This is a genomic window from Nocardia sp. CNY236, from assembly GCF_000482385.1.
GTDB lineage: Bacteria > Actinomycetota > Actinomycetes > Mycobacteriales > Mycobacteriaceae > Nocardia.
In genome coordinates this window covers 1-22,904 of the sequence record NZ_AXVD01000041.1, presented here as the reverse complement: position 1 = coordinate 22,904, position 22,904 = coordinate 1, and the positions used below count along the sequence as shown (strand labels likewise).

Here is a 22,904-nt window from a genome sequence, read left to right as displayed (position 1 = left end):
GATTTGGTCCAGGTGGGTCCGGCGTGCCGGAAGCCGCCTTCGTAGGTTCTCGCAACCGAACAATCGGGCGTCCTGTTTGTTGGCGTTCGCGGCGGGCTACAGTGCGACGGGCGACGGTATCGACCGGAGCCCGTTCGAATATTGTTTGGGTGCGAAGGGGTTTCGCCCCAGCGGTCTACCCGCTGGATCTTGTCGAGGAGGCTTGAGACGTTGATCGAGGGGTTTGTCGAGCGTGGATTCGAGGCGGTGCGAGATGGTTTTGCACGCGCGCACGACGATGATGAGGGAGCTTCGCAACTCTGCGTCTATCGCCAAGGTCGCGTCGTGGTGGATCTGTGGACGGGGCAGGATCCGGAATCCGGGAAGACGTGGGGCGCTGAATCACTGACACTGCTCATGTCGGTGTCGAAGGGGATGACAGCAACCTGCGTGCACATCCTTGTCGATCGGGATCTGCTCGATCTGGACGCGCCGGTCCGGGAGTATTGGCCGGAATTCGCCACTGCGGGCAAGGCCGATGTGACGGTCGGCGACGTGCTATCGCATCGCAGTGGCCTGTCGAGCTTCGATGTCGAATCCGGGATCGGGGCTCGGGAATTGACGAACTGGACGGCGTGCGTGTCCGCGCTGGAGTCGATGCAACCCTTGTGGGAGCCGGGAACCGCCTTCTACTATCACTCTCTCACGTGGGGCTACCTGGCTGGTGAGCTGATCCGCCGGGTCTCCGGTAGAAGTGTCGGTGAGTTCCTTGCCGCCGAGATCGCCGAGCCGCTCGGTTTGAGTCTGTGGATCGGACTGCCGGAAGCGCAGGAGTACCGTGTCGTTCCGCAGTTCGTGCGGCGTCAACTGCCCGGGGCAGCCGACGTGGAAGCGATGTTGAACCGCATGGGCGTCGATGTCGACGCACGGTTGGTTCGCGCAACCCTCGCGACGGTCGCGGCCAGGGACGAGGGGCTTGCGCTACTCAATACTCGAGCCGGGCACTTCGCGGAGGTGCCGTCCGGCAACGGGATCGGGAACGCTCGTTCTGTGGCGCGGATGTTCGCGGCAACGATCGGTGAGATCGACGGCATCCGGTTGCTCACCCCGGAGTCGGTCGAGCGGGCCCGGCAACCACAGACCGAGGGCCTCGGCCATCCTGCGCCGCTGGACGTGATGCCGCGGGGCAACTACTTCGCCCACGGATACGAACTCACTCGGCCTGCCCAGTTGCTGGGCAACGGAGCCTTCGGGCAGGTCGGCACTGGAGGACGCATCGGTATGGCCCATCCCGAATCCGGCGTCGCCGTGGGCTACACCTGCACCAACATGGTGGGGGATGACACAGGCGGACCCGATCCGCGCTGGCAGCCTTGGTCCGACGCGCTGCGCACTGCGCTCAGCTGAGCTGTCCGAGCGGGTGCGGGATGCGCTGTGGGTGCATCTTCCGCACCCATCGTGATCCGGCCGTCAGGCGACCGCGGGGCCGTTTGCGGTGCCTGTGCTTCCGACTTGGCGCATATGGTCGGCCAATTCGATTTGCACCTATATGCGGTCGCCCCCGAACGAGAAGCCGTCCAGCACATTCGCCGAGTGGGGAGGAATGGATCGGACTTGTCCAGCACGACAGCAGGGTTGGCCGCGCGGGCCGCCAGCCACCGGTGCCCGAAATCCCGCAGCAGTCGGTAGCGTCGGAACCGGTCCCGGAGGATGTGGGTGGCGTAGATGCCCGCAGATGCTCCAGCCGCAATCAGTGCCATGAGCCCGAGTGCGATCGATACAGGTGCGGCATTCTGGTGCCAGAAGTTGTCGATTCCGACGCGCTGAAGATAGAGGTTGTAGACCTTGAATGCGCAGTAGACCAAACCCAGTAGCTCACACAAAGCGATGGCCGCCAGCGCACGCGCGAACGGGCCACTGCGGACCCACATCAGTTCGCGGATGATGTATGCGCAGCCGATTACCAGTGCGCTCGCCAACGGTGTCAGATACGCGAGCCAGTACGCCATGACAGGCCCTGTCACCGGGAAGTCGTTGCTCATATACGACGTTGGCGTGTTCGCCATTGGCGTGCGAAGGAACGTCGCGATCATCGCCGTGACGATCATAAAGGCAATCCCGAGCTGTGTACGTGGTGTGAGGTTGCGGCCGGTGATGTACGAGCTGACCCCGAGGATCGGTATCGCCGCGAGCGCGCCGAATGTCATCCCGCCCAAAGACATGACATTGGCGAGGCCAGTTGCGTCGCGCAACACACGATTGATGATGTCGTCGGTGATCACCGGGACCCGGCACAGTTTCGCCAGACCTAGGAAGAGCAGAAGCTGGGTCAGCGGGTTGGTGATCCCCGTGGGGACGCCACGCGGAACACCTTGCCGGTTGACCCGAATGCGATGGACCACCAGTACGAGAAGCACTGTCGGGATGAGTGCGCCGATGACGATCTTCACGCCGACCATCCAAAGATCGCGGCTGCCCGCTCGAGCATGAGACGTTGCCTCGGATTGAGATCTCGGTCCGGGAACAGTGGTTGGCTGAGTGCAGCGGCGGCCTCCATCAGCAGCGTCGCAAACCACTCGGCTTGACGCTCCAGCGGCAGATCGAAGTTCGAGCGCAGACATGCCTGCTGGTCCATGAGCCGTTTGATGACGACCGCCGGGATCGATGACGCTGTTCGCTGGAAATACTGGATCCGCTCCTCGGGCGGAACCTCGTGTCCGAGGATGATGTGCCCGAGTTCGTGCGCGATGATACCGTCGCGCTCGATCCGGGTGAAACCTGATCGGTGCCGGATGAGGTCTTTCTCAGGCAGCGGGATCCAAATGCCGGAGAAGTCCATGCTCTCGAATTCGCCAAGCCCTTCGATGATCTCGATCGGCCGGTCCCGCTGCAGGCTCAGTTGTTCCACGAAGCGTTGCATCGACCAGGGCCGGCGTAGCGTCAGCTTCGCAAGAGCCTGCGCCGCAATCAGGCTGTCCTGGTCGGCGCCGCCTTCATTCAAGAGACTCAAGGTAGTTCTTCAACTCCTGTAGCGCACTATCGCCCAGACGGTCCGAACTCGGACGTAGAGCTACAAATGGAATCCGCTTGTCGCGCTGTACGATCAGAAGGCTCAGCTGTTGAAACTGACTGTAGTACAGTTCAGGATCGTCGGAAAGGAAGCTCGCGGGCATGTCGAAGTAACGAGCCAACCCTTCGAGCAGGTCGCTACTCGGCCGTTGCGCCGCGGGCCACCGCAAGGCCTCGATCTGCTCTACTTCAACCACGTACCTCAAGCTCTTCGAAAGCGCCTGCGCCACGGCTGTGGTGCTGACCTCGGCTCCATCGTTGTCGATGATGGTGGCAAACAGTAGGTTCACCCTCGCTTCCAACGGTATGACTCCACCGCTCGAGCTCAACAGCGTTCTCCCTCAATCAGACTTATCCGGTCCAGCTTAGACTGCCATCGCCTGGTAAAGCGGTCCACGAGCGCGGAGTCCAGATCTGTTGCGCTGCCAGCGAGCCACCGCCGGTACAGCTGGTTCTGCCGTTCGACCCCCGTGGTTGTCGGCGGTGTCGCCAACAGCGCACCGATGAGTCTTTCTATGCTCTTGGGGATATCGTTGCCCGGTCCGCCTGCACGCTCGAGCACTTCGGTTGCTTGCGCGGCCGCAAGCCTGCCGATGGCTACGCCGAGCTGCTCTTTCACTACCCGCGCAGCTTCCTGGGCCGACTCGGGAAGATCGGACCGATCGCAGAGTTGGAAGCAACGGTCGGCGGCAGCGATGAGCGCGTCCACGACGTCGATATCGAGTTCCACCAGGCGGAAACTCAGCGGGTCGTTTTCGTTGCCACCCGAAGTCACCGGACGATGTGCATCCGAACCCGGCACAGGCTCGCCCAGGCTTCTCGGGTCGCCGCCATGAAGCGCTCTCGCTGCGCTGCCCTCGGCCCATCGCAGGCCGGTATCCAGGAGTCGCAGCGTGGCAGGGCTCGGCGGCGCTGTATCGGCGCGCGGGATTTCGACCCGCGCCGTCGTCGCAATGGAAGGACCGCCGGCTGCTCGCAGGTCCGGCCGCGACAGCCCGAGCTCCTCGCGGCGTCCCGCCACGATTCGCCCGAATCGCTCTTGCAGATCCAGCGTAACCACGAGCCAAACCCTATGCGAACCACGCCCGATGCCCACTCTCTCCACCGTGAACCGTGCAGTCGAGATATCACAGAACACTCACTAATTGCCCTAATCAACCTCACACAGGGATCATCAAGCGCACGTTGGCACTCATGATATGTTTGCGACGCCTCGTTTGCTGGGCAGCACATCGAATCCACACACTGCCCGCAATGTGAAGCGGCGGTGGTTGATTGGTTCACCGAGCTAGAGAGATGTCGTCCGGAGGAGGGGAGACGACAACTCCTCTCGATTCCGTGTGAGCCTTCAATCCGCGTGGTCCCTGCATGTCAGGCTGAGTTGAGTCCACTCGCTGGGGTAGTCGCCACAGCACAGGGGATCGACATAGCCGTGGGCGAAGTAGTTGCCTCGCGGCACAACGTCCGATGGCGCAGGCAGGCTGAGCCCTTCGGTTTGTGGTTTCCGTGCCCGCTCGAACCGACACGACATGGACACGACCGCGATCGCATCGACACCGATGTCGCCCTGCCCCGAGGCACCCCGCTGGTAGCGACACCGTTGGTAGCGTTCGAATTTCGCTGGTGACGTAGCAGCATGGCGACAAACTTGCCCAGTGCATTGCAGTGATGTGCAATAGCAATCGGGGGGCAGCGACTGGCCTACCCGCTTCGGAAGCGCCGAATGTCAGGAGTGAAGCCGTAATCATGCCCATCGAAGCTGTAGTGCCACTCGTGCTGATCGGACTGGCGTTCGTCGTGTTCTGTTGGTGGGACCTGTACCGGGCGCCGCACACGCGGGTGTTCGGCAAATCGATCTGGGCTGTGCTGTGTGTGGTCACGATCCCTCTCGGCGGGCTCGCCTACCTCGTGTTCGGGCGGCCTCGGTGACCACGGTGGCCCTCGACGGTGTCGGAGTCCGGTTCGGTGAGCTGGACGCACTGCGCGAGGTCGGCATCGACATACCGGATCGAGGAATGTTCGCGCTCGTCGGCCCGAACGGCGCCGGTAAGTCGACATTGTTGAGCGTGGTATGTGGGCTGCTGAGACCGACGTCCGGGCAGGTGAGGCTCGAGATCGCGCCGTCGGCGCTGAGCTACTGCCCCGATGTCGCGCAGTTCGATTCCTGGTTGAACCCAGCAGAACTGTTGCAGCTGTCTGCCGCGCTGCGGGGAGAATCTGTGACCAGCACACGCATTGCCGACACCCTGGATCAGGTGGGGCTCGATCCGGCGAACACCCGTAGAGTGGGTGGCTTTTCGCGTGGGATGAAGACCCGGCTGAGTATTGCCGCCGGCATCCTGTCCGAACCGCGTCTCCTCGTCGTCGACGAACCGGTCGCTGCCCTCGATCCCGCGGGCCGAGTCCAGGTGCTGGACCTGCTGGCGGACGTGGCCGACCAGACCACCGTCCTGCTGTCCAGCCACGACCTGCAAGACGTCGAGGAGCGAGCGAACGCGCTCGCGGTCCTGCGACGTGGTCGCGTCGTCTATCACGGACCATTGGACGGCCTGACCGGTCCACATGCCACGACACAGTGGCGAATCAGGTGTTCGTCCGACTGCGATTCGGCTCGTGATGTGTTGGTCGCGCAGAACTGGGTGGGCGCGGTCACTACCGTCGGTCCACGGGAACTACGAGTTCACCTCGACGAGAAGGTCGTTGCCGACGCGGGCTGGCGACTCGGCGCCGTCCTGGGGTCGGCGCGAATCCCGTTCACCTCCCTGCACCAGGAGACCGGCACGCTGCAGGACGCATTCCTGCGCCTGACCGCGTGAACGCGCCGGTGCCCGCTCCGACGTACCGCATGCGAGCCGCGACAACCGTGTGGTATTTCGAGGTCCTGCGCCTGCTGCGAACCCGACGGCTGATAGCGGTGCTGTTCGTGATGCTCCTGCCCGCCTTGGGGATTCCCGTGCTGATCTACAACCTCGACAGCCTGGTGGGGGCCGAACTCGGCGCTGCAACACTGCCACCGCCCACCGCGACAATGGTATTGGATACGTTCGGGCAGAACATGCAAACGTTCACGACACTCGCCATCGTGGCCGTGGCGAGCGCCACCTACACCGAAGCGAACCGTCCAGGACTGGCGGTGTTCTACCGGACCCGGCTCACCGACCCGATTCGGCTGCTGTGGCCACGATTCGTCGTACTGACGGTCGCCGCACTCCTGGCGTACTGGATCGCGGGTGCGGCGCTGGCCTATCAACTCGCCGTCCTGTTCGATTACACCGCCTTCGCCGACCTGACCATCGCGATTCTCACCGGTAGCGTGTGGTTTCCGCTGTGTATCGCGGTCACCGCGACGATCTCCGGCCTGGTCCGCGGCCTAGCGGCTACCGTTTGCTGCGCCAGCGTCGTCTTGCTGGCTGTTCCGTTGCTCACCACCATCGAACGGATCGGCGATTGGCTACCGGCCGATATCGCACGGACGATGGGCGCCGCGGCGCAGGTGGATGCCACCCCGTGGGCCTCCTCCACCGTCGGGTGGCCACCGATCATCGTCGCCGTCGCGGCTGTGGCCGCCGTTCTTGCGATCCACTTGGGTGTCGAGACCCGCCGTCATACCGACACCCGAGTGGTCACCCGCTCGGATCGACCTCGATGAGAGAGTGAGTCCTCGACGATGACGATCGGCGCCCATCCGGGTGCGGCGGTGGTCAGACCAATGACGGTGTAGCGGGCGTCGACGGCTGTGCGCATTCGCTGTAGGCACCGAGCCAGCCGACGGCCCGGTAGTCGCCACGTCTGGTGAAGACAGCGGCCCCGACCGCGCGGGGGTCGCCGGCAGGCAGGGGCGCGCTCGCACGCCCCTGGGCCACCGGTACTGCAACATGGTCGGTCCCGGACCAGACCATCAGAGTCGCTGATGTCGAGCAGGTCGTGGTCACACGCTCGTCGTCGATCGTCACACTCGTCTGGGTGACCCGATCACGCAGGAGCGTTGCGTAGTCGGATGGGCTGAGCCGACAATCCTGCGGTCGACCGGTTTCGCCCCAATCCGGATTGGTGATGCCCCGAGCGGTCGCGGCGCGCCACAGTGCCGGAACCACGTCATCGGCGTGGACGGCCGTGGCCATCTGCTCACACATCCACAACAGTCGACCGGCTCCCCGGGGCGGGTTACACCGCCGCCACCGAATACGTCGACTCAAGTCGGCGGCGACGATGGCCACCCAGGGGTGCACCGTGCCCAGAAATCCCTGACAGCCGAGCCAGTGCAGATACCGCGGCGCCTGTTCGAGAATCGGATACATGGTCGCGTAGGGGATTCCGCCGATGGTGCGCGCGCCGCGGTGGAACGCCGTGGGAGAATTGGCCGCGGTGAGCAGGACCGCGCGAGCCAAGACACCGGGGGCGTACACATACGAGCTCGACTCCGCCGAACGCCTTCGGTCGTTGTCGGTGACCTCGGCGACAAAGCCTCGGGCCAGCTCGAGTTCGACCGCGCGCTGCTTGAGGTCCTCGCTGATAGCGGCCCGCGCGAGCGTGACCACCTGTGCGGCGAGAGTTTCGATCAGCACGGCCTCGGCGTCCTCGGCGGTATCGGGGACATCCACCTCGGCCAACGCGGCCCGGATCCGATGGCACGTGTCCGGTGGGACCATCAGTCGCGCCGTCAGCAACCCGAGCTCGGTGGGAACCAGTTCGTCCTCGCCGGACACCGGGCGCTTTCGGGTGAAGAAGTCGCCCTCGTCGAGGAACCCGACCGCCTGGCGCAGGGGCGTCATGTCCTGGCTGCCTTGGTGATACGACAATGTCTGTTCGTACCACCGTTCGGCGTCGTGGACGGAGTGGATACGTTCTTGTGTGGCTTCGGCCAGGACATGCTCGGTGAGGCTGTCCTGGATGCGAGAATTGACCCGGAAGCCGGCCAACAGCTTTCGCTGCCAGATGGACCGTTCGGTCTCGTCGACGAGCAGGAACGCCCACCCCTGTCGTTCACCGGCGCCGACGCGTCCGGCGCGCCCGAACATCTGTTGGACGGTGGCGACGTCGATGGCCTTCAGTCCTACTTCGGTATCCTGCACGATCACCGCGCGAGCGGGCAGATTCACCCCGGCAGCAACCGTGGAGGTCGCGACCAGGACATCGAATTCCCGTGCACGGAAAGCCTGCTCGGCCTCTCTCTTGTGTTCCCAGCCCTTGTAGTGCAAACCGACGCCGACCGCCCGGCAGGCGCGATGCACCGCTTCGACGTCGTCGGGGTCGATACCGTATCCGGTGGCACCGCGACTGGCGGCGATGATCAGCGCGGTACGTCGGACATTGCGCTTACTGCCACAGAACACGACGACACTGCCATTGTCACGCGTCACCATAGCGACGATGGACGTGGTCAGTCTGACCTTGGCCGCTTCGACCAAACTCCAATCGGTACTGTTGGCGACGGTCGGCAACTGCCAGGTCAACCGGGTCGGGCGCCACGCCACCCGGACAGTGCGGGCATGCAACCACGCGGCGATTTGATCGGCATTGGCCACTGTTGCCGACAATCCGACGATCCGAATCGGTGATTCGCTCCCACGAACCCGGGCCAGAATCGCTTCGAGGAACGACCCACGGGTGGAATCACCGAGCAAATGGATTTCGTCGACAACCAGACAACCGACCTCGGCGAGCGCTTCACGCAGCGTGGAGGTCCGGCAGATGGCCTCGAACTTCTCGGTTGTGGTCACCCACAGATCGGCGGCCCGAATACGGTGGGCATCCACCCGGTACTCACCCGAGAGCCGTTCGACACGCAAACCGCGGCGACGCCAGCTGTCGAGTTCGCGATTCAGTTCATCGGTCAAGGACCGTTGCGGCACCAGCCAGGCGGCTTTCTTGCCGTGTTCCAGAACGGTGCGCAGCGCAGCCACCATGCCGATCACCGTCTTCCCGGCGCCGGTGGGCGCGACCACGAGCACATGGTCGTCACTGCCGATGATATGCGGGACGGCCTCGGCCTGAGCGGGATTCATCGCGTCGTGGGGAAGGAAGCGAATCCACGCCGGGGGCACGAGATGATCCACGGGCACCGACCGAGCCGGGGTCCCTCCCGAAGCGAAGTCGTCGGGCGTGACGTGGTTGTGCCACATGAGATCGAATCCGTCGCGAGCAGCCTCGGCGGCAGCGCCCTCCAAGGGGCGCGCCGGCCTCGCCGAGGACGACGCCGACCCGCGCTGGCCGACGGCCGCGAGCAGCTCTCGTCGCGGGTTCAGGGTGCTGATCACTTCGTGCTCGAGCAGGTAGCCGACCTCACGAAAGGGAATCCGCTGCGCGTGCAGCTGTTCTCGCATGGTGGTGAATCGATCGCCGATCGGGATCAACACACGCATATCGGTTCCGGACCGAAACGGGGGTATCGGGGTATCGGGGTCCGCGATCTTCATCCACAGTATCGGAGGCCGTGGATCGGCGACATCGGACACGTCATCCTCGATCTGCATCGACTGGACCGGTGACCTCCAGGGCTCGGTCACACCGGTCACCGCGGCGGCTGGCATGACGTATGTATCGATCGCGTCACCCTAACCCACCACGCCGACACGACTGCGCCGGCCACGATCGCACCGGGGCGGTCCGTGAGCTGCGCCACGCCGGCTCGGCTGCGCTCGGTGTCGGTCAGCGGGCCGTCGCCGACGCCACCGCGTGGATGAACGCAGGCAGGCTCGCCAGAGTGTGCGCCGGCACCACGATGTCGCAGAACGGCAGTGCTGCCGCCATCGCCCCGGTGACCGGTCGGAATCCAGCCGCACCCGCTCGAGGATTGAGCCACACGACATACCACGCCCGGCGGCGGATCCGAGCCATCGCGCTGGCGAGGACCTCCGGAGGATCGCTGTCCCAACCGTCCGAGGCGATGACGACCACGGCGCCGCGCACCGCACTACCCGACGGTCCGGCCAGCAGCGCACCGAGGCTTCGCCCGATGTGCGTGCCCCCGTATCGGTCGACCACCTTGTTGCTGGCCCGCGCCGCCGCGACCTCCGCGCTGCGATGCGCAAGCACCGATGTCAGCCTGGTCAACGAGGTGGAGAAGGCGAACACTTCGGGACGATCGAGCCGACGACGCTGCAGCACAGCGCGCATCAGATGCAGGTAGATCATCGTATACGGCTGCATCGAGCGACTGGCGTCGCAGATCATGACGATTCGGCGGGGGCGACGCCGAGGACGAGTGCGCACCAACACCGCCGGTTCCCACCCGGTGCGGCGCGAGCGATTCGTCGTCGCGCGAAAGTCGATCCGCTTGCCGTGCGGATGATTCTCGTAACGCCTGCTACTGCGCTGCGGCCAGAGCGCCCAAGCCTGTTCCAGCCAACCACCGATGGCCCGCAGATCATCCGGATCGAAGCGATCGAACGGCTGCTGCGCGCGAGCGACGAACCGACTCGGCAGCATGTCGGCCAGCGTGCGGTCCGCGCCGGCAGTGCGTTCGGCGGGCGCCGACCGCAGGGTCGTCCACGGCACGTCACTGCCGGAACCCGACGGTCGGCGACCGGCTGCGTTCGCAGCCGCCGCGCGCTCACTCGGAGGTCCGGATGCGATGGTCCGTGGGCCTGCCTCCGGCGCCGCATCGGCGAACACCGTCGTGAAGGCCACGTCGAAGGCGGCGAGATCCTCCATGCGGTCCACGAGCGTGAGCCGCGCGGTCCAATACAGTTCGGTGCGTGAGCGCGGCGCCATACAGCGCACGGCTTGCACGAACAGACCGGGCCCGCTGGGCGCGACTGCGACGCCACCCCGGCGCAGGTGTGCGACCAGCGCGACGGCGAACGCGGCCAGATCGATGCCGCGCAGCAGGACCGCTCGGGTCGTCACCGCGCCCGCATTCTCCTGCGCACGACGACCATGGCGAGCACGGCCGCGACCGCGAATGCGATTGCCGGCGCGTACTTCTTGATCAGCGCGGGCGCGACGAGACCGACGAGGTCCAGCGGTGCGGGTTCGGATTGCGTGGCCGGCTGTTGTGCGTGTCGACCGCCGGATCGTGCGGCCGGCTGCTCGTGTGGAGCGTCGGCCCCCGCCGCCTGCGCCGAAGTGTCCGCGCCGCCGGCAGCGAGCTTCGCTTCCAGCGAGGCGGCGAATTGGCCGATCAGCTTCTCGGAGACCTGTTGCAGGACTCCGCCGCCGAATTGGGCGAGCTTGCCGACGACCTTGAGGTCGGTGTCGACGGTGACGCGGGTCTGGTCTCCGTCCGCACGCGCTTGGGTGATGATGGTGGCCGTCGCATTGCCGGATCCGCGCGTATCCCGGCCGGTGCCGGCGATCACCGCCCGATGGTCGCCGTCGTCGCGCTCGACAAAGCTGGCCTTTCCGGAGAAGTCACTGGTCACCGGTCCGATCTTGACCTTCAGTTTGCCGAGGAACTGTTCGCCCTCCCATCCGGTCATCTGTGCTCCGGGAATGAGCGGGACCATTTGTTCGAGGTCGGTCAGGACCTCCCACGCCTGCCCGACGGGTGCGTTGACAGTGAACTCGTTGACGATCTTCATCGGAGTTTCCCTCTCATCCGGTACCCAGCTCTTGGGCGTATTCGACGAATGCCCCACGAACGGTGGCACGGTCGTCCGGGGTCTTGGCCAGCGCGCTCAACGCGGTGATCGCAGCCGGTGCGGTGAGGTCGGCGACGTGGAGCGTGGCCAATGCCGCGATCCAATCGATGGTCTCGGCGACGCCGGGTGGTTTGTCGAGATCCAGACCGCGTGCGCGGCCGACGAATCGGGTGGCATGCTCGATCAGCGCATCGGTCGCGCCGGGCACGGTGCGGCGCACGATCTGCACCGCGCGGGCCGGGTCCGGGTAGTCGATCCAGTGGTAGAGACAGCGCCGCCGCAGTGCGTCGTGCAGGTCTCGGCTGCGGTTGGAGGTCAGCACGACGATGGGTGGGCGTTCGGCGACGAACGTGCCGAGCTCGGGAACCGTCACCGTGGCCTCACCGAGGAATTCCAGCAGCAGCGCCTCGAATTCGTCGTCGGCACGGTCGATCTCGTCGATCAACAGCACCGGCGGCGCCGGACCGCGGTATCGCACGCAACGCAGAATCGGGCGGTCCACCAGGAATTCTTCGGTGAACAGATCGGCTTCGGTGAGACCCACACCGCGTGCCTCGGCCAGCCGAATGCTCAACAACTGGCGCTGATAGTTCCAGTCGTAGAGCGCCTCGCTCACGGTGAGACCCTCGTAGCATTGCAGGCGGATCAACGCTGCATCCAATACGGTGGCCAACGTCTTCGCAGCCGTCGTCTTTCCCACTCCCGGTTCGCCTTCCAGCAACAGCGGACGGCCCAAGGTGGTGGCCAGATAGAACGCCGCGGCGGCCCCGGTGTCGAGCAGGTAATTGTCGGTGTCGAAGCGTCGCACGACATCGTCGACATCGTCGAACAGCGCCATCATGGCGATGTCGCCGCGCACAGGCGCGCGTAGTCGTCCCAGGTGTCCACATCCTGCGGCGCTGCAGCATCGACCGCGAGTCGAGCCACCGGCACGTGGCTCGAGTGGATGATCCGCCACACAGCCTTGTCGCCGCGCAGTCGGGCCAATTCGTCGAATACGCTGCGATCCAGCCAGAACGGATGACCGATGCCGTCGCGGTAGTCGCAGACGGTGATCGCAGCTGTCGTCCCCTCCGATATCAGCCGGTCGACGGTGGCCGTCGACAGCTCCGGTTGATCACCGAGCATCATGACGATGCCGCGGGCGCGGGGATCGACGATCCGCAGTGCCGCCCGCAGTGACGACGCGCATCCCGACCCGAACTCGTCGGCCATGGCCACCTCCACCCCGTTGAGGTCGACCTCGCGACGAACCCGCGCGGCCGCCGCACCCAGGGTCACGATGAGCTGATCGAACCCACACGAGCGCGCCACGTCGAGAGTGGCACCGAGAATCGTCGTCTTCCGATACGGCAGAAGTTGTTTCGCCCGACCGAGCCGCCGCGAGCTTCCCGCGGCCAGGACGACTCCGGTGACGAACTCGATCGTCATGACGCCGTCTTCTGCGCGAAGGAGCTGCGGCAGGCCGCGCCGCAGAACCAATAGTCGACCCCGCCGACGGTCAGGTGCGGGGTTTGCGGCCCGACCACCACCGTCATCCCGCACTGCGGATCGACCACTTCGACCGCGGCCGGCGCCGCGCGGGCGGTCACGGCCAGACCGTCCACACGGATGGCCTGGATCACCTGCGCGACAATCGAGATGGCGATCTCCGCGGAGGTCTTGGCGCCGATCGACAGTCCCACCGGTGTGTGCACCCGCGCCTGCTCCGACTCGGTCGGCCCGAGCCCGTGCAGGATCGACGCACCACGAACCCGGCTGGCCACCAACCCGATGTAGCCCACCCCGGCGTCGAGTGCGGCGCGAATCGTCTCGGCTTCCGCGCCACCGTGGCTGGCGATCACCAGTGCCGTGACCTCGACCAGCGCCTCGCGCGTCTCGGCGTCGGCGCTACTGCGCTGCACCTCGAATCCGACCAGTGCACACACTTCGGCCAGGGCATCCGCGATCGGTGTCGCACCGCAGATGTACACCAGCGGCGCCGGGACCTGCGGCTCGAGAAAGATCTCCAACGCTCCACCCGACAGGCAGGGGTTCACCACCACCGCCGCGCCCGGCGCCTCGGGGAACTGAAGATCACCATCGGGCAGCACCCGCAGCAGCACGCTCTGGTTGGACTGCAGCGCGCCCAGCGCCGCTTTGCGGACCGAGTTCTGCGCGCACCGCCCGCCGACGAACCCTTCGATCGTCCCATCCTGCAACAAGATCGCCTCGTCTCCGGCATGCGCCGAGGTCGGCGGCTGCGCCCGGACCACCGTCGCGTGCACGAACGATGTCCGGGCGCGCACCAGCGCTTGCGCGCGCTCGGTCATCTTCATCGGTGATCCCATGGTTCGGCCCCTCCTCAAATGGGCGGGGTGGCCCGCCCCTGCATGGCCTCCCACACCCGGGAGGGCGTCAAGGGCATATCGGCGTGGCGTACCCCGAACGGCGCCAGTGCGTCCACCACCGCATTGACCACGGCGGCCGGTGATCCGACGGTGGCCGATTCGCCGATGCCCTTCGCGCCGATCGGGTGGTGCGGCGACGGGGTGACGGTGTATCCGGTCTCCAGATGCGGCACCTCCACCGCGGTCGGGATGAGGTAGTCCATCAGGGAGCCGCCCAGGCAGTTGCCGTCGGCGTCGAAGGCGATGATTTCCATCAGCGCCATGCCGATACCGTCGGTGATACCGCCGTGCACCTGCCCTTCGATGATCATCGGGTTGATCCGGGTGCCGCAGTCGTCGACGGCGAGGAAGCGGCGCACGGTCACCACCGCCGTCCCCGGGTCGATGTCCACGACACAGAAGTAGGCGCCATATGGGTAGGTGAGATTCTGCGGGTTGTAGCAGATCTGCGCGTCGAGTCCGCCCTCGACACCCTCGGGCAGATCCCCCGCGCCATGGGCGCGCATCGCGATCTGCTGAATTGTCACCGAGGCCGACGGGTCGCCTTTGACGTGGAACGAACCCTTGTCCCACTCGAGGTCGGCCACGGAGACTTCGAGCATGCCGGACGCGACGAGGCGCGCCTTGTCCCGCACTTTGCGCGCCACCAACGCCGCGGCCGCCCCCGAGACCGGAGTCGACCGACTGCCGTAGGTTCCGAGACCGAACGGTGTCTGATCGGTGTCACCGTGCACCACGTCGATATCGTCGGGCGGGATGCCGAGCTCTTCGGCGACGATCTGGGCGAAGGTCGTCTCGTGCCCTTGGCCTTGAGTTTGCACCGAGAGGCGGACAACGGCTTTGCCGGTGGGATGGACTCGCAGCTCGCACCCATCGGCCATCCCCAATCCGAGGATGTCCATGTCCTTGCGTGGACCCGCGCCGACGGCCTCGGTGAAGAACGACATCCCGATACCCATCAGCTCGCCGCGGGCGCGCTTGTCGCGCTGTTCGGCCCGCAGGGCGTGGTAGCCGATCATGTCCATCGCCTTGCGCATGGTCGTCTCGTAGTCGCCGGAGTCGTAGACCCAACCGGTTTTGCTGGTGTACGGGAACTGCTCGGGCCGCAGCAGATTGCGCAACCTGAGCTCGGCCGGATCCATCTTCAGCTCGTAGGCCAAGCAGTCCACCAACCGTTCGACCAGGTAGACCGCCTCGGTGATGCGGAACGAGCACGCGTAGGCGACGCCGCCAGGGGCCTTGTTGGTGTAGACCGCGGTCATCGAGCAGTAGGCGGCCTCGAGATCGTAGCTGCCGGTGAAGACACCGAAGAAGCCGGCCGGATACTTCAACGGCGCTGCGGTGCCGTTGAATGCACCGTGGTCGGCGAGCACCTTCGACCGGACAGCCAGAATCTTGCCCTCGGCGGTCGCGGCGATTTCACCGAGCATGATGTAGTCGCGGGCGAACCCGGTGCTGGTGAGGTTCTCGCTGCGATCCTCCATCCACTTCACCGGCTTGCCCAGCAGCAGCGATCCGACGATGGCGCACACGTATCCGGGGTAGATGGGCACCTTGTTGCCGAACCCGCCGCCGATGTCCGGGGAGATCACCCGAATCTTGTGCTCGGGCAGACCGGCGACCAGGGCGTAGAGCGTGCGGTGAGCGTGCGGCGCCTGACTGGTCGACCACAGGGTGAGCTTGCCGGTCACGGGATCGAGATCCGCTACTGCCCCGCAGGTTTCCATCGGTGCGGGATGCACCCGTGGATAGACGATCTCTTGTTCGACGACGACATCGGCGCGGGCGAACACCGCAGCGGTCGCGTCGGCGTCACCGGTCTCCCACTCGAAGCAGTGGTTGTCGTGCTTGTCTTCGAGATCGTCGCGAATCACCGGCGCGTCCGGCGCCAGGGCGGTTCGAGCGTCGATCACCGGATCGAGCATCTCGTATTCGACGTCGATCAACTCCAACGCATCCCGCGCGGAGTAGCGATCGTGTGCGACGACGAAGGCCACTTCCTGGCCCTGGAAGCGCACCTTGTCGGTGGCCAGTACCGCCTGCACGTCATTGGACAGCGTCGGCATCCAGGCCAGTCCTTTGGCGGCCAGGTCGGCCCCGGTGACCACTGCTTCGACCTTCGGATGCGCCTGCGCTGCGGAAGTATCGACGCTCAGGATGCGTGCATGCGCGAACTGCGAACGCAGGATCGCCATGTGCAGCATGCCCGGCAGCGAGACGTCGTCGACGTAGGTGCCGTGTCCGCGGATGAAGCGTGGGTCCTCCTTGCGCAGCATCGTGCCGTGACCGCAGGGCTTGTGGTCGTTGTCGACTCGGTCTTCGGGCCGGGGCTCCACGGCGGTCATGACGTGCTCCCTACCGGCGCTGCCGGGGCGGCGGGTTCGGGCTCGGCGGCTTCGCCTCGTTGCTTGGCAGCGGCCCACTGGATCGACCGCACGATGGTGGTGTATCCGGTGCAGCGGCAGATCTGGCCCGAGATCGCCTCGCGGATGGTCTGCTCGTCGGGATTCGGGTCGCGGTCGAGCAAGGCACGGGCGGTGATCATCATTCCCGGGGTGCAGAACCCGCATTGCAGCCCGTGACATTGCATGAAGCCCTCTTGCACCGGATCGAGCTGGCCGTCCACCTCGAGTCCTTCGACGGTGCGCACCTCGTGTCCGCTGGCCATGGCGGCCAGCATCGTGCACGACTTCACCGGTGTGCCGTCGACCTCGACCACACACGTGCCGCAGTTGCTGGTGTCGCACCCCCAGTGGGTACCGGTGAGCCGCAACTGATCTCGCAAGAAGTGCACGAGCAGGGTGCGTGGCTCGACCTCTGCGGTCACCTGCTCGCCATTGACGGTCATGGTTACCTGCATGGCTACTTCTCTCCCAGCGCGGTGTTGTTCGGGATTCGCTCTACCGCGGTGCGCAGCGCGCGAATTGTCAGTTCGGAGGCGAGATGCCGCTTGTAGTCGGCGGTGCCGCGCGCGTCGGTGCTCGGTGAGCAGGCCTCGCTCGCTCGGCGACCCGCCTGCGCGAAGGCCTCCTGCGTGGGTGGCTCGCCCAGGAGTGCGTCCGCCGCGGCGACCAGTCCGGCCGGATCGGAGTTGACCGCGGTCAGACCGATGCGGGCGGCGGCGATCACGCCGTCGCGCAGAGTTGCCGCCGCGCCGGCCGCGGCGATCGCCCAGTCACCGACCCGGCGTTCTACTTTGACGTAGGCGCTCGAGGTCGCGTGCCGCACGGGAATTCTGACCTCGATCAGCAGCTCGTCGTGCGCCAGCGCGGTTTCGTAGGGGCCGACGAGGAACTCCTCCATCGCGATCTCGCGGTCGCCGGAGGGTCCGCGCACCAGGCAGGTCGCGCCGAGCACCGTGCACACCGTGGTGAGATCTTCGGCGGGATCGGCCTGGCACAGCGAGCCGCCGAGCGTGCCGCGGTTGCGCACGACCGGATCGGCGATCACGCGTTCGGCGTCGCGGAAGATCGGGCACACCGCGGCGAGCTCGTCGGACTCGAGCAGGCGCCGATGCCGCACCATTGCGCCGATGCGCACCAGGGTCGGATCGGTGATGAGGTAGCCCAGCTCGGCGGCCAGGTCGTTGATGTCGATGAGGTATTCCGGATTGGCCAGACGTAGCTTCATCATCGGCAGCAGACTGTGTCCGCCGGCGACGACGCGCGCCTCCTCCCCCAGCCGGTCCAGGAGTCCGATGGCGTGGTCGACGCCGGTCGCCCGCTCGTATTCGAATGGTCCGGGAACTTGCATGTGATCAACCTCACATAAATGGGAGGGTGTCAGCGTCCGCCTGTGGCGATCTGGGCGTCAAGACCGACTTAAGGAAACACTTAATCCACTGTCGGTTGGGTGCGCGTGGTGGATCCGGCCCGCGGTTTGGGTCAGTGAGCCGCCGTGTCCGCCCCAGCGACGCGCAATGATCTCGGCCACGATGGACACCGCGGTCTCCTCGGGGGTGCGGCCACCCAGATCCAGCCCGATGGGGCTGGCGAGCCGGGCGAGCTGCGCATCGGTGAGACCGGCCCGTCGTAGGTGGTCCAACCGCTCGTCGTGGGTGCGGCGCGATCCCATGGCGCCGACATAGCCCATTTCCGGCGCCCGTAACGCCACCTCGAGCAACGGAACGTCGAACTTGGGATCATGGGTCAGCACGCACACGACGGTCCGGGAATCGACCATTCCGGCCGTGATCTGCGCGGCCAGGTATTGGTGGGGCCAGTCGACGACCACCTCGTCGGCGGTCGGGAACCGGGCGGCAGTGGCGAACACCGGCCGCGCGTCACAAACGGTCACCCGGTACCCCAGGAACGACCCCTGCTGAGCCACAGCAGCAGCGAAATCGATCGCCCCGAACACCAACATCCGAGGCTGTCGGGCATGACTGGCGACGAAGACCGCCATCCCTTCGCCACGACGTTGCCCCTGCGGACCGTAGGAACGCACCTCGCTGCGGTCGGCGGCGAGCAGTCCGCGAGCGTCGTCGACCACCGCGCCGTCGACCCGCGCCGACCCCAGCGTGCCGATCGCCTCGTTCGGCCGGACCACCACACGCCGCCCGACCAGGGCAGGGTCGGGGTGCTCGATCACGGTGGCGATCGCGACCGGTCGATCGTCGGCAACGTCAGCAGCGACCTCCCCCAATTCGGGAAAGGTCGCCGGCGAGATCGCTTCGACGAACACGTCGATAGTGCCACCGCAGGTGAGCCCCACGGCGAAGGCGTCGTCGTCACTGAAACCGTACCGGTTCAGGACGGGATGACCGGTCTGGATGACCTCGGTAGCGAGTTCGTAGACCGCGCCTTCGACGCATCCGCCCGACACCGACCCGACGACCGCACCGTTCGGCGCGACGACCATCGCCGCACCCGGCGGACGGGGCGCTGACCGGAAGGCCCGCACCACTGTGGCGAGCCCGGCTGTGCCCCCGGCATTCCAGATCGTCTTCAATTCCGCGAGCACGTCGTGCATGGTGCGTCCTCCAGGCAACGTTGCGACTGTAGGCACTGCTTTCACCTCCAACGTAGACTCCAGATGTGACCCTCGCCCAGCTTCGGGCCTACTCGACGGTGGTGCGGCTCGGCTCCGTCCATGCGGCGGCCAGAGAGCTGAGGATGTCCGATGCGGGTGTCTCGACGCACATCGCTCAACTGCGCAAAGAACTCGGTGATCCACTGTTCACCCGCGCCGCGACCGGTTTGAGCTTCACCCCCGGCGGACTCCGTCTGGCCAGTCGGGCAATCGAGATTCTCGGCCTACAGCGCCAAGCCGCCGTCGAAGTGAGCGAAGCAGCACAGGGTCGGCGGCTACTGCACATAGCGGCGTCGACCGCATTCGCCGAACATGCCGCCCCTGGCCTCATCGACCTGTTCGCGGCGCGGGCGAAAGATCTGTCGGTCGAACTGAGCGTGCACCCCACCAGCCAGCTGCGCAGTCTCGTCGAGACCCGCGCGGTGGATATCGCGCTGGGATCCCGGCAGGACTACGCAGACTCCACCGTCGTCGCCCGACCCTTCCTGAAATACCGCATCATCGCGGTCGCGCGCCCCGATTGCCCACTGGCCGGCATACCGGCGCATCCGGCTCTCTTGCGCGAACAACAATGGATGCTGGGTCCCAGCGCCGGCAGCGTCGACGGGCACATCGCGACGATGCTGCGCGCTGCGGCCATTCCCGAAACACACCAGCGGATCTTCCAGAGCGACGCTGCCGCATTGGAAGAGGTCCGCCATGTCGGCGGCATCACCCTGACAGTCGGTTTCGCCGTCTCCTCCGACCTCGCGGCCGGTCGTTTGACCCACATCACCGGGCCGGGCCTTCAGGTCTGCGACGAATGGTGCGCGACCACCTTGCCGCCCGCGACCCGCCAGCCCGCTGTGTCGGAACTGCTGCGGTTCATCACCACTCCACGCTGTATCCAGGCCATGATCCGCGGGTCCGGGGTGGGCGTTGCTCGCTTCCGCCCGAAAGTGCATGTGACGCTGTGGAGTTGACGGCAACACCTTCCAGTCGTCCCCAGACACACCGTCCGGTGGGCGATGACTTCTGCCATGCGGATTCCGATGTCGTTGTCGTGTAGGTGAATTCGACCTACGTGTCGAACTCCCTGGGTGGCTTCCGCGAATAGGTGCGTAGTGGGGTCAGGGTGATCACGTCGGTGAGCTGCATCAGCTCGCTCGGCAGGTGGGAATCGAAGTGCCAGAGACTGGGCACGAACACGGCCTCGGCGTCCGCGGTCTCAACGGCGCTCACCAATCGCGCGATCCGGGCATCGGTGCGTGGTCCGAACACGATGGTCTTGGCCAGATTGTAGCCGAGCCGTTTTGCGAAACTGCGGATCTGGATTTCGTGCCAGTCCTGGGAGATCCCGGAGATATCGCGGCGAAGGTAGCCCACAGCGGTCGGTCTCGATGGCACGGCTGTTCACCCGCCCTGGTGGTCGGGTCCGCCGATGAGCCCGGCTTCGACCACGGCATCGAGTACATCACCGAGGTCCTCGCCTCTGGCAGCGATCATTTGCGCCCACGTGAACTCCGGACCCACCAAGCCGTCCGCGTACACCGGACTCCACGTACCGTCGCCCCGCTGCAACCACCCGATACCCTGCTCCGGCGCAGGCTGCGCGCAACCTTGTGGTGTATCGGACATTTCCCGCAATGCGTTGGCCACTCTGATCAGCACCGAGGCACTCACGTGGGGAGGGTGCTCACCCATAGGCCACCACCCGGTCGCGCCCTGCGGTCGCCTGCCGTACCCGCTGACCCATGACCGCGAGCATGCCGAGCGCGCATACCGCGTGCCTCCGAGCCACGATCCGTGCGATACATAGCGAGCTCCCGGCCATGGGTAGGCGGCGCCTGGGCGGGCAGCACCGGTATCGAATCGCCTTGGTATCGGCATATGCATTGTGGCCCATGAGGTCCTCTGTTCGAATCGGAAAGCGCGGGGTGCCCGGTCCGAGGTACACCCCTGGCTGGTAAAGGGGAGCGGACGTGGAATAGGAGGGAGTTGGCCTCCGTACTCCACAACGGGTGCTCGACCAGTTGAGCACCAAAGCTGTTTCTGCGTAAGGTTCCAATGGAATTCGCTTCGAAATTCGTTGTTTTCCCTGCCCGCATTCCAAATGTCCCGAGCAATCGATTCCACCTACGACTCGCACGCCTTCCAGAACAGAAAGTGTGTACCTTCCAATGCCAGAGCAGACCAGGGGTCCATCGATATGAGAAACCGTCGAACAACGACCGACACGCAAGATGACACAACGACATCGGGGGTTCCATATAGGAGCCTCGGTCGGTGCTTGCGCGGGATGCGCCAAGAGGCCGGGCTGTCCATCGAGGTGGCGGCGAAGGCGATCAAGCGAGGAGCCGGTACCGTGCACCGACTGGAAACCGGCGCTCCGAATGTGGTTGTCCGAGATGAAGACCTCAAAGGACTGTGCCGGCTCTACCAGCGGCCGGAAATGCTGCAGTTTCTGAGAACCCTGGCTGCACAAGGCAAAAAACCGTCGTGGCTGGATGAATATCCGAACCAGATCAACCCCACATTCAATGTGTATCTACAGATGGAGGCAGCAGCAACCCATCTGACCATCTACCGGCCGGACATGGTATCCGGTCTGTTCCAAATTCCGGAGTACGCCAGGGCGCTGGATAGAGCGTACTTCCCCATGGATTCGGTGAACGAGATCGAACAGCGTTTCACAGTGCGACGAAAGCGACAGACACTGATCACACGCGACTTGCGGCCCCTGAGAATCGATCTCGTCCTGGACGAGGCCGTGGTTGGTCGCTGTGTCGGCGGGCCGAAGGTGATGTCCACGCAACTGCGCCACCTCGCGAACCTGCCACCCAATGTCCGGGTACGGATCCTCCCTTCCAAATGTGGTTTTCCGCTTGGCATCTCGACTGGACCGTTTACGATTCTGGACTTCGCAGCCGAGGACGGGGCTCGCCCGCTGGAGCCTCCTGTGGTGTACGTCGAGAGCTACACCGGAAACATCTACCTGGAGCGGGCTGACACTGTACGTCGATATCGGACTGCCTTCGAGACACTGAGGCGCGTAGCGTTGGACGTGCCAGACAGTAGACGTCTGCTCCGGCAGGCAGCGAAGGAGTACACGCCATGACCAATGGCACTGAGGCGCGCTGGGTCAAGAGCAGTTACAGCGCAGGCGGGAACGACTGCGTCGAGGTCGCGCACTTCGATGGTGGGATGGTTGGCGTTCGCGACTCCAAGAACCCCACCGGCCCGGCGCTGGTGTTCACTCCCGGCGAGTGGGATGCGTTCACGGCTGGTGTGGCGGGTGAGAATTTCAACCGGCCATAGCGCGGACAATGTCCGAATCGGTCCGGTGGAGCCTCCAGCGGACCGATTTTCGATCTATACCGCGCTGAGGCCAAACGAACGCTGTGAATCCCTCTCTCGGATTCGGCGATCCGGCTATCCATGCAGGGGTCCGGGCCGCACGCTCCATGCCTGCGAGGCTACGTGGGACACCACGCCAGGTCGATGCCTCGGGCCGCTCGCATCGTCGCGATTGCTGATCGAAAGCTGCCCGTCTGACCTCCACCTGACTGAACCGTCGTTGATCATCTGAGAACAAGATCATTGCAGCGACACGCCGGACACATTTACACTATCGCCACTCTGCTGAAATCACCCCCCGAAAACCCCACTTCGCTAGGCTCCCTACCAGCGGGTTTACCGTGGGGTCCTCATCAGCCCTACGAGGGTTGGCAACCGAGGCAACTCGCCGACGCCGGCGCCGCGGACGAGTCCTCATCAGCCCTACGAGGGTTGGCAACCCGGCGCCCCCCTTGGAAGTCACCAGGAATGACACACCGTCCTCATCAGCCCTACGAGGGTTGGCAACGAAGTCTGC

23 protein-coding genes are annotated in these 22,904 nt (G+C 65.4%); 7 read left to right on the top strand and 16 right to left on the bottom strand.

Annotated elements, in window-relative coordinates; all coding sequences use genetic code 11:
* The first annotated feature begins 210 nt into the window (after positions 1 to 210).
* Entirely contained in the window at positions 211 to 1,386 is a 1,176-nt protein-coding gene (locus tag K940_RS0119140; RefSeq protein ID WP_028478844.1) for a serine hydrolase, read from the top strand.
* Here the strand turns inward: K940_RS0119140 and K940_RS0119135 are convergent.
* The 4 genes from K940_RS0119135 to K940_RS30980 are packed head-to-tail and all read right to left on the bottom strand — an operon-like array spanning position 1,293 to position 4,108.
* A complete protein-coding gene (locus K940_RS0119135) occupies positions 1,293 to 2,429 on the bottom strand; it encodes a hypothetical protein (RefSeq protein ID WP_155980973.1) in 1,137 nt (378 codons plus the stop codon). The two genes, K940_RS0119140 and K940_RS0119135, sit on opposite strands and share 94 nt — an antisense overlap.
* Positions 2,426 to 2,980 carry an ImmA/IrrE family metallo-endopeptidase gene (locus K940_RS30985; RefSeq protein ID WP_051407364.1) on the bottom strand — a complete coding sequence of 185 codons (555 nt, stop codon included), beginning with the start codon at positions 2,978 to 2,980 and terminating at the stop codon, positions 2,426 to 2,428. Before K940_RS30985 ends, K940_RS0119135 begins: the two co-directional genes overlap by 4 nt.
* Positions 2,973 to 3,338: a hypothetical protein gene (locus K940_RS0119125; RefSeq protein WP_028478842.1), complete on the bottom strand. Its 366-nt coding sequence runs from the start codon at positions 3,336 to 3,338 to the stop codon at positions 2,973 to 2,975. The genes K940_RS30985 and K940_RS0119125 overlap by 8 nt, the downstream gene beginning before the upstream one ends.
* Before the next feature lie 35 nt (positions 3,339 to 3,373).
* The gene (locus tag K940_RS30980; RefSeq protein ID WP_051407363.1) at positions 3,374 to 4,108 is read right to left on the bottom strand and encodes a hypothetical protein; all 735 of its coding nucleotides are present in this window, start codon (positions 4,106 to 4,108) and stop codon (positions 3,374 to 3,376) included.
* Positions 4,109 to 4,794: 686 nt separating this feature from the next.
* Between K940_RS30980 and K940_RS0119110 the strand changes: the two genes are divergently transcribed.
* The 3 genes from K940_RS0119110 to K940_RS0119100 are packed head-to-tail and all read left to right on the top strand — an operon-like array spanning position 4,795 to position 6,697.
* Positions 4,795 to 4,977, top strand: coding sequence for a PLDc N-terminal domain-containing protein (locus tag K940_RS0119110; protein WP_036529290.1), 183 nt, complete (start codon positions 4,795 to 4,797; stop codon positions 4,975 to 4,977).
* Positions 4,974 to 5,864 carry an ABC transporter ATP-binding protein gene (locus K940_RS29220; protein ID WP_051407362.1) on the top strand — a complete coding sequence of 297 codons (891 nt, stop codon included), beginning with the start codon at positions 4,974 to 4,976 and terminating at the stop codon, positions 5,862 to 5,864. The genes K940_RS0119110 and K940_RS29220 overlap by 4 nt, the downstream gene beginning before the upstream one ends.
* 29 nt (positions 5,865 to 5,893) lie before the next feature.
* Entirely contained in the window at positions 5,894 to 6,697 is an 804-nt protein-coding gene (locus K940_RS0119100; protein WP_196812276.1) for a hypothetical protein, read from the top strand.
* A gap of 52 nt (positions 6,698 to 6,749) precedes the next feature.
* On the opposite strand, the gene K940_RS29215 is transcribed toward K940_RS0119100, so the two are convergent.
* From K940_RS29215 to K940_RS0119050, 10 genes are all read right to left on the bottom strand, one after another.
* Complete coding sequence (locus tag K940_RS29215; protein WP_231390433.1) at positions 6,750 to 9,554, bottom strand: DEAD/DEAH box helicase; 2,805 nt, start codon at positions 9,552 to 9,554, stop codon at positions 6,750 to 6,752.
* A 142-nt stretch (positions 9,555 to 9,696) separates the two neighbouring features.
* Positions 9,697 to 10,896 (bottom strand): VWA domain-containing protein, encoded by a 1,200-nt coding sequence (locus K940_RS0119090; RefSeq protein ID WP_036529288.1) that lies wholly within the window; start codon positions 10,894 to 10,896, stop codon positions 9,697 to 9,699.
* Positions 10,893 to 11,570 carry an SRPBCC family protein gene (locus K940_RS0119085; RefSeq protein ID WP_028478837.1) on the bottom strand — a complete coding sequence of 226 codons (678 nt, stop codon included), beginning with the start codon at positions 11,568 to 11,570 and terminating at the stop codon, positions 10,893 to 10,895. The genes K940_RS0119090 and K940_RS0119085 overlap by 4 nt, the downstream gene beginning before the upstream one ends.
* Positions 11,571 to 11,583: 13 nt before the next feature.
* Entirely contained in the window at positions 11,584 to 12,471 is an 888-nt protein-coding gene (locus tag K940_RS0119080; RefSeq protein ID WP_028478836.1) for a MoxR family ATPase, read from the bottom strand.
* Complete coding sequence (locus tag K940_RS0119075) at positions 12,468 to 13,061, bottom strand: NTP transferase domain-containing protein (RefSeq protein ID WP_028478835.1); 594 nt, start codon at positions 13,059 to 13,061, stop codon at positions 12,468 to 12,470. Before K940_RS0119075 ends, K940_RS0119080 begins: the two co-directional genes overlap by 4 nt.
* Entirely contained in the window at positions 13,058 to 13,948 is an 891-nt protein-coding gene (locus K940_RS0119070) for an XdhC family protein (protein ID WP_028478834.1), read from the bottom strand. Before K940_RS0119070 ends, K940_RS0119075 begins: the two co-directional genes overlap by 4 nt.
* A gap of 26 nt (positions 13,949 to 13,974) precedes the next feature.
* Positions 13,975 to 16,365 (bottom strand): aerobic carbon-monoxide dehydrogenase large subunit, encoded by a 2,391-nt coding sequence (locus tag K940_RS0119065; RefSeq protein ID WP_028478833.1) that lies wholly within the window; start codon positions 16,363 to 16,365, stop codon positions 13,975 to 13,977.
* Positions 16,362 to 16,880, bottom strand: coding sequence for a (2Fe-2S)-binding protein (locus tag K940_RS0119060; RefSeq protein WP_028478832.1), 519 nt, complete (start codon positions 16,878 to 16,880; stop codon positions 16,362 to 16,364). Before K940_RS0119060 ends, K940_RS0119065 begins: the two co-directional genes overlap by 4 nt.
* 2 nt (positions 16,881 to 16,882) lie before the next feature.
* Positions 16,883 to 17,773, bottom strand: a complete 891-nt coding sequence (locus tag K940_RS0119055; protein WP_028478831.1) for a xanthine dehydrogenase family protein subunit M — start codon at positions 17,771 to 17,773, stop codon at positions 16,883 to 16,885.
* Between the two features lie 57 nt (positions 17,774 to 17,830).
* Positions 17,831 to 18,991, bottom strand: a complete 1,161-nt coding sequence (locus K940_RS0119050; RefSeq protein WP_028478830.1) for an XdhC/CoxI family protein — start codon at positions 18,989 to 18,991, stop codon at positions 17,831 to 17,833.
* Between the two features lie 65 nt (positions 18,992 to 19,056).
* On the opposite strand from K940_RS0119050, the gene K940_RS0119045 reads away from it, so the two are divergent.
* The gene (locus K940_RS0119045) at positions 19,057 to 20,013 is read left to right on the top strand and encodes a LysR family transcriptional regulator (protein WP_028478829.1); all 957 of its coding nucleotides are present in this window, start codon (positions 19,057 to 19,059) and stop codon (positions 20,011 to 20,013) included.
* Positions 20,014 to 20,110: 97 nt separating this feature from the next.
* Here the strand turns inward: K940_RS0119045 and K940_RS0119040 are convergent, their stop codons facing one another.
* Positions 20,111 to 20,437 (bottom strand): hypothetical protein, encoded by a 327-nt coding sequence (locus tag K940_RS0119040; RefSeq protein WP_028478828.1) that lies wholly within the window; start codon positions 20,435 to 20,437, stop codon positions 20,111 to 20,113.
* Between the two features lie 6 nt (positions 20,438 to 20,443).
* Positions 20,444 to 20,713 carry a hypothetical protein gene (locus K940_RS0119035; RefSeq protein WP_028478827.1) on the bottom strand — a complete coding sequence of 90 codons (270 nt, stop codon included), beginning with the start codon at positions 20,711 to 20,713 and terminating at the stop codon, positions 20,444 to 20,446.
* Positions 20,714 to 21,143: 430 nt separating this feature from the next.
* Between K940_RS0119035 and K940_RS29210 the strand changes: the two genes are divergently transcribed.
* Both K940_RS29210 and K940_RS0119020 read left to right on the top strand, forming a co-directional pair.
* Positions 21,144 to 22,148 (top strand): helix-turn-helix transcriptional regulator, encoded by a 1,005-nt coding sequence (locus K940_RS29210; protein WP_081706482.1) that lies wholly within the window; start codon positions 21,144 to 21,146, stop codon positions 22,146 to 22,148.
* Complete coding sequence (locus K940_RS0119020; RefSeq protein ID WP_028478826.1) at positions 22,145 to 22,348, top strand: DUF397 domain-containing protein; 204 nt, start codon at positions 22,145 to 22,147, stop codon at positions 22,346 to 22,348. The genes K940_RS29210 and K940_RS0119020 overlap by 4 nt, the downstream gene beginning before the upstream one ends.
* Positions 22,349 to 22,904: the final 556 nt, after the last annotated feature.

What these genes read in the sequence shown, in the direction of transcription:
- K940_RS0119110 (WP_036529290.1), top strand. Translation starts at nt 4,795, where the DNA reads ATGCCCATCGAAGCTGTAGTGCCACTCGTGCTGATCGGACTGGCGTTC.
- K940_RS0119100 (WP_196812276.1), top strand. Translation starts at nt 5,894, where the DNA reads ATGCGAGCCGCGACAACCGTGTGGTATTTCGAGGTCCTGCGCCTGCTG.
- K940_RS0119085 (WP_028478837.1), bottom strand. Translation starts at nt 11,570, where the DNA reads ATGAAGATCGTCAACGAGTTCACTGTCAACGCACCCGTCGGGCAGGCG.
- K940_RS0119080 (WP_028478836.1), bottom strand. Translation starts at nt 12,471, where the DNA reads ATGATGGCGCTGTTCGACGATGTCGACGATGTCGTGCGACGCTTCGAC.
- K940_RS0119075 (WP_028478835.1), bottom strand. Translation starts at nt 13,061, where the DNA reads ATGACGATCGAGTTCGTCACCGGAGTCGTCCTGGCCGCGGGAAGCTCG.
- K940_RS0119070 (WP_028478834.1), bottom strand. Translation starts at nt 13,948, where the DNA reads ATGAAGATGACCGAGCGCGCGCAAGCGCTGGTGCGCGCCCGGACATCG.
- K940_RS0119065 (WP_028478833.1), bottom strand. Translation starts at nt 16,365, where the DNA reads ATGACCGCCGTGGAGCCCCGGCCCGAAGACCGAGTCGACAACGACCAC.
- K940_RS0119060 (WP_028478832.1), bottom strand. Translation starts at nt 16,880, where the DNA reads ATGCAGGTAACCATGACCGTCAATGGCGAGCAGGTGACCGCAGAGGTC.
- K940_RS0119055 (WP_028478831.1), bottom strand. Translation starts at nt 17,773, where the DNA reads ATGCAAGTTCCCGGACCATTCGAATACGAGCGGGCGACCGGCGTCGAC.
- K940_RS0119050 (WP_028478830.1), bottom strand. Translation starts at nt 18,991, where the DNA reads ATGCACGACGTGCTCGCGGAATTGAAGACGATCTGGAATGCCGGGGGC.
- K940_RS29210 (WP_081706482.1), top strand. Translation starts at nt 21,144, where the DNA reads ATGTCCCGAGCAATCGATTCCACCTACGACTCGCACGCCTTCCAGAAC.
- K940_RS0119020 (WP_028478826.1), top strand. Translation starts at nt 22,145, where the DNA reads ATGACCAATGGCACTGAGGCGCGCTGGGTCAAGAGCAGTTACAGCGCA.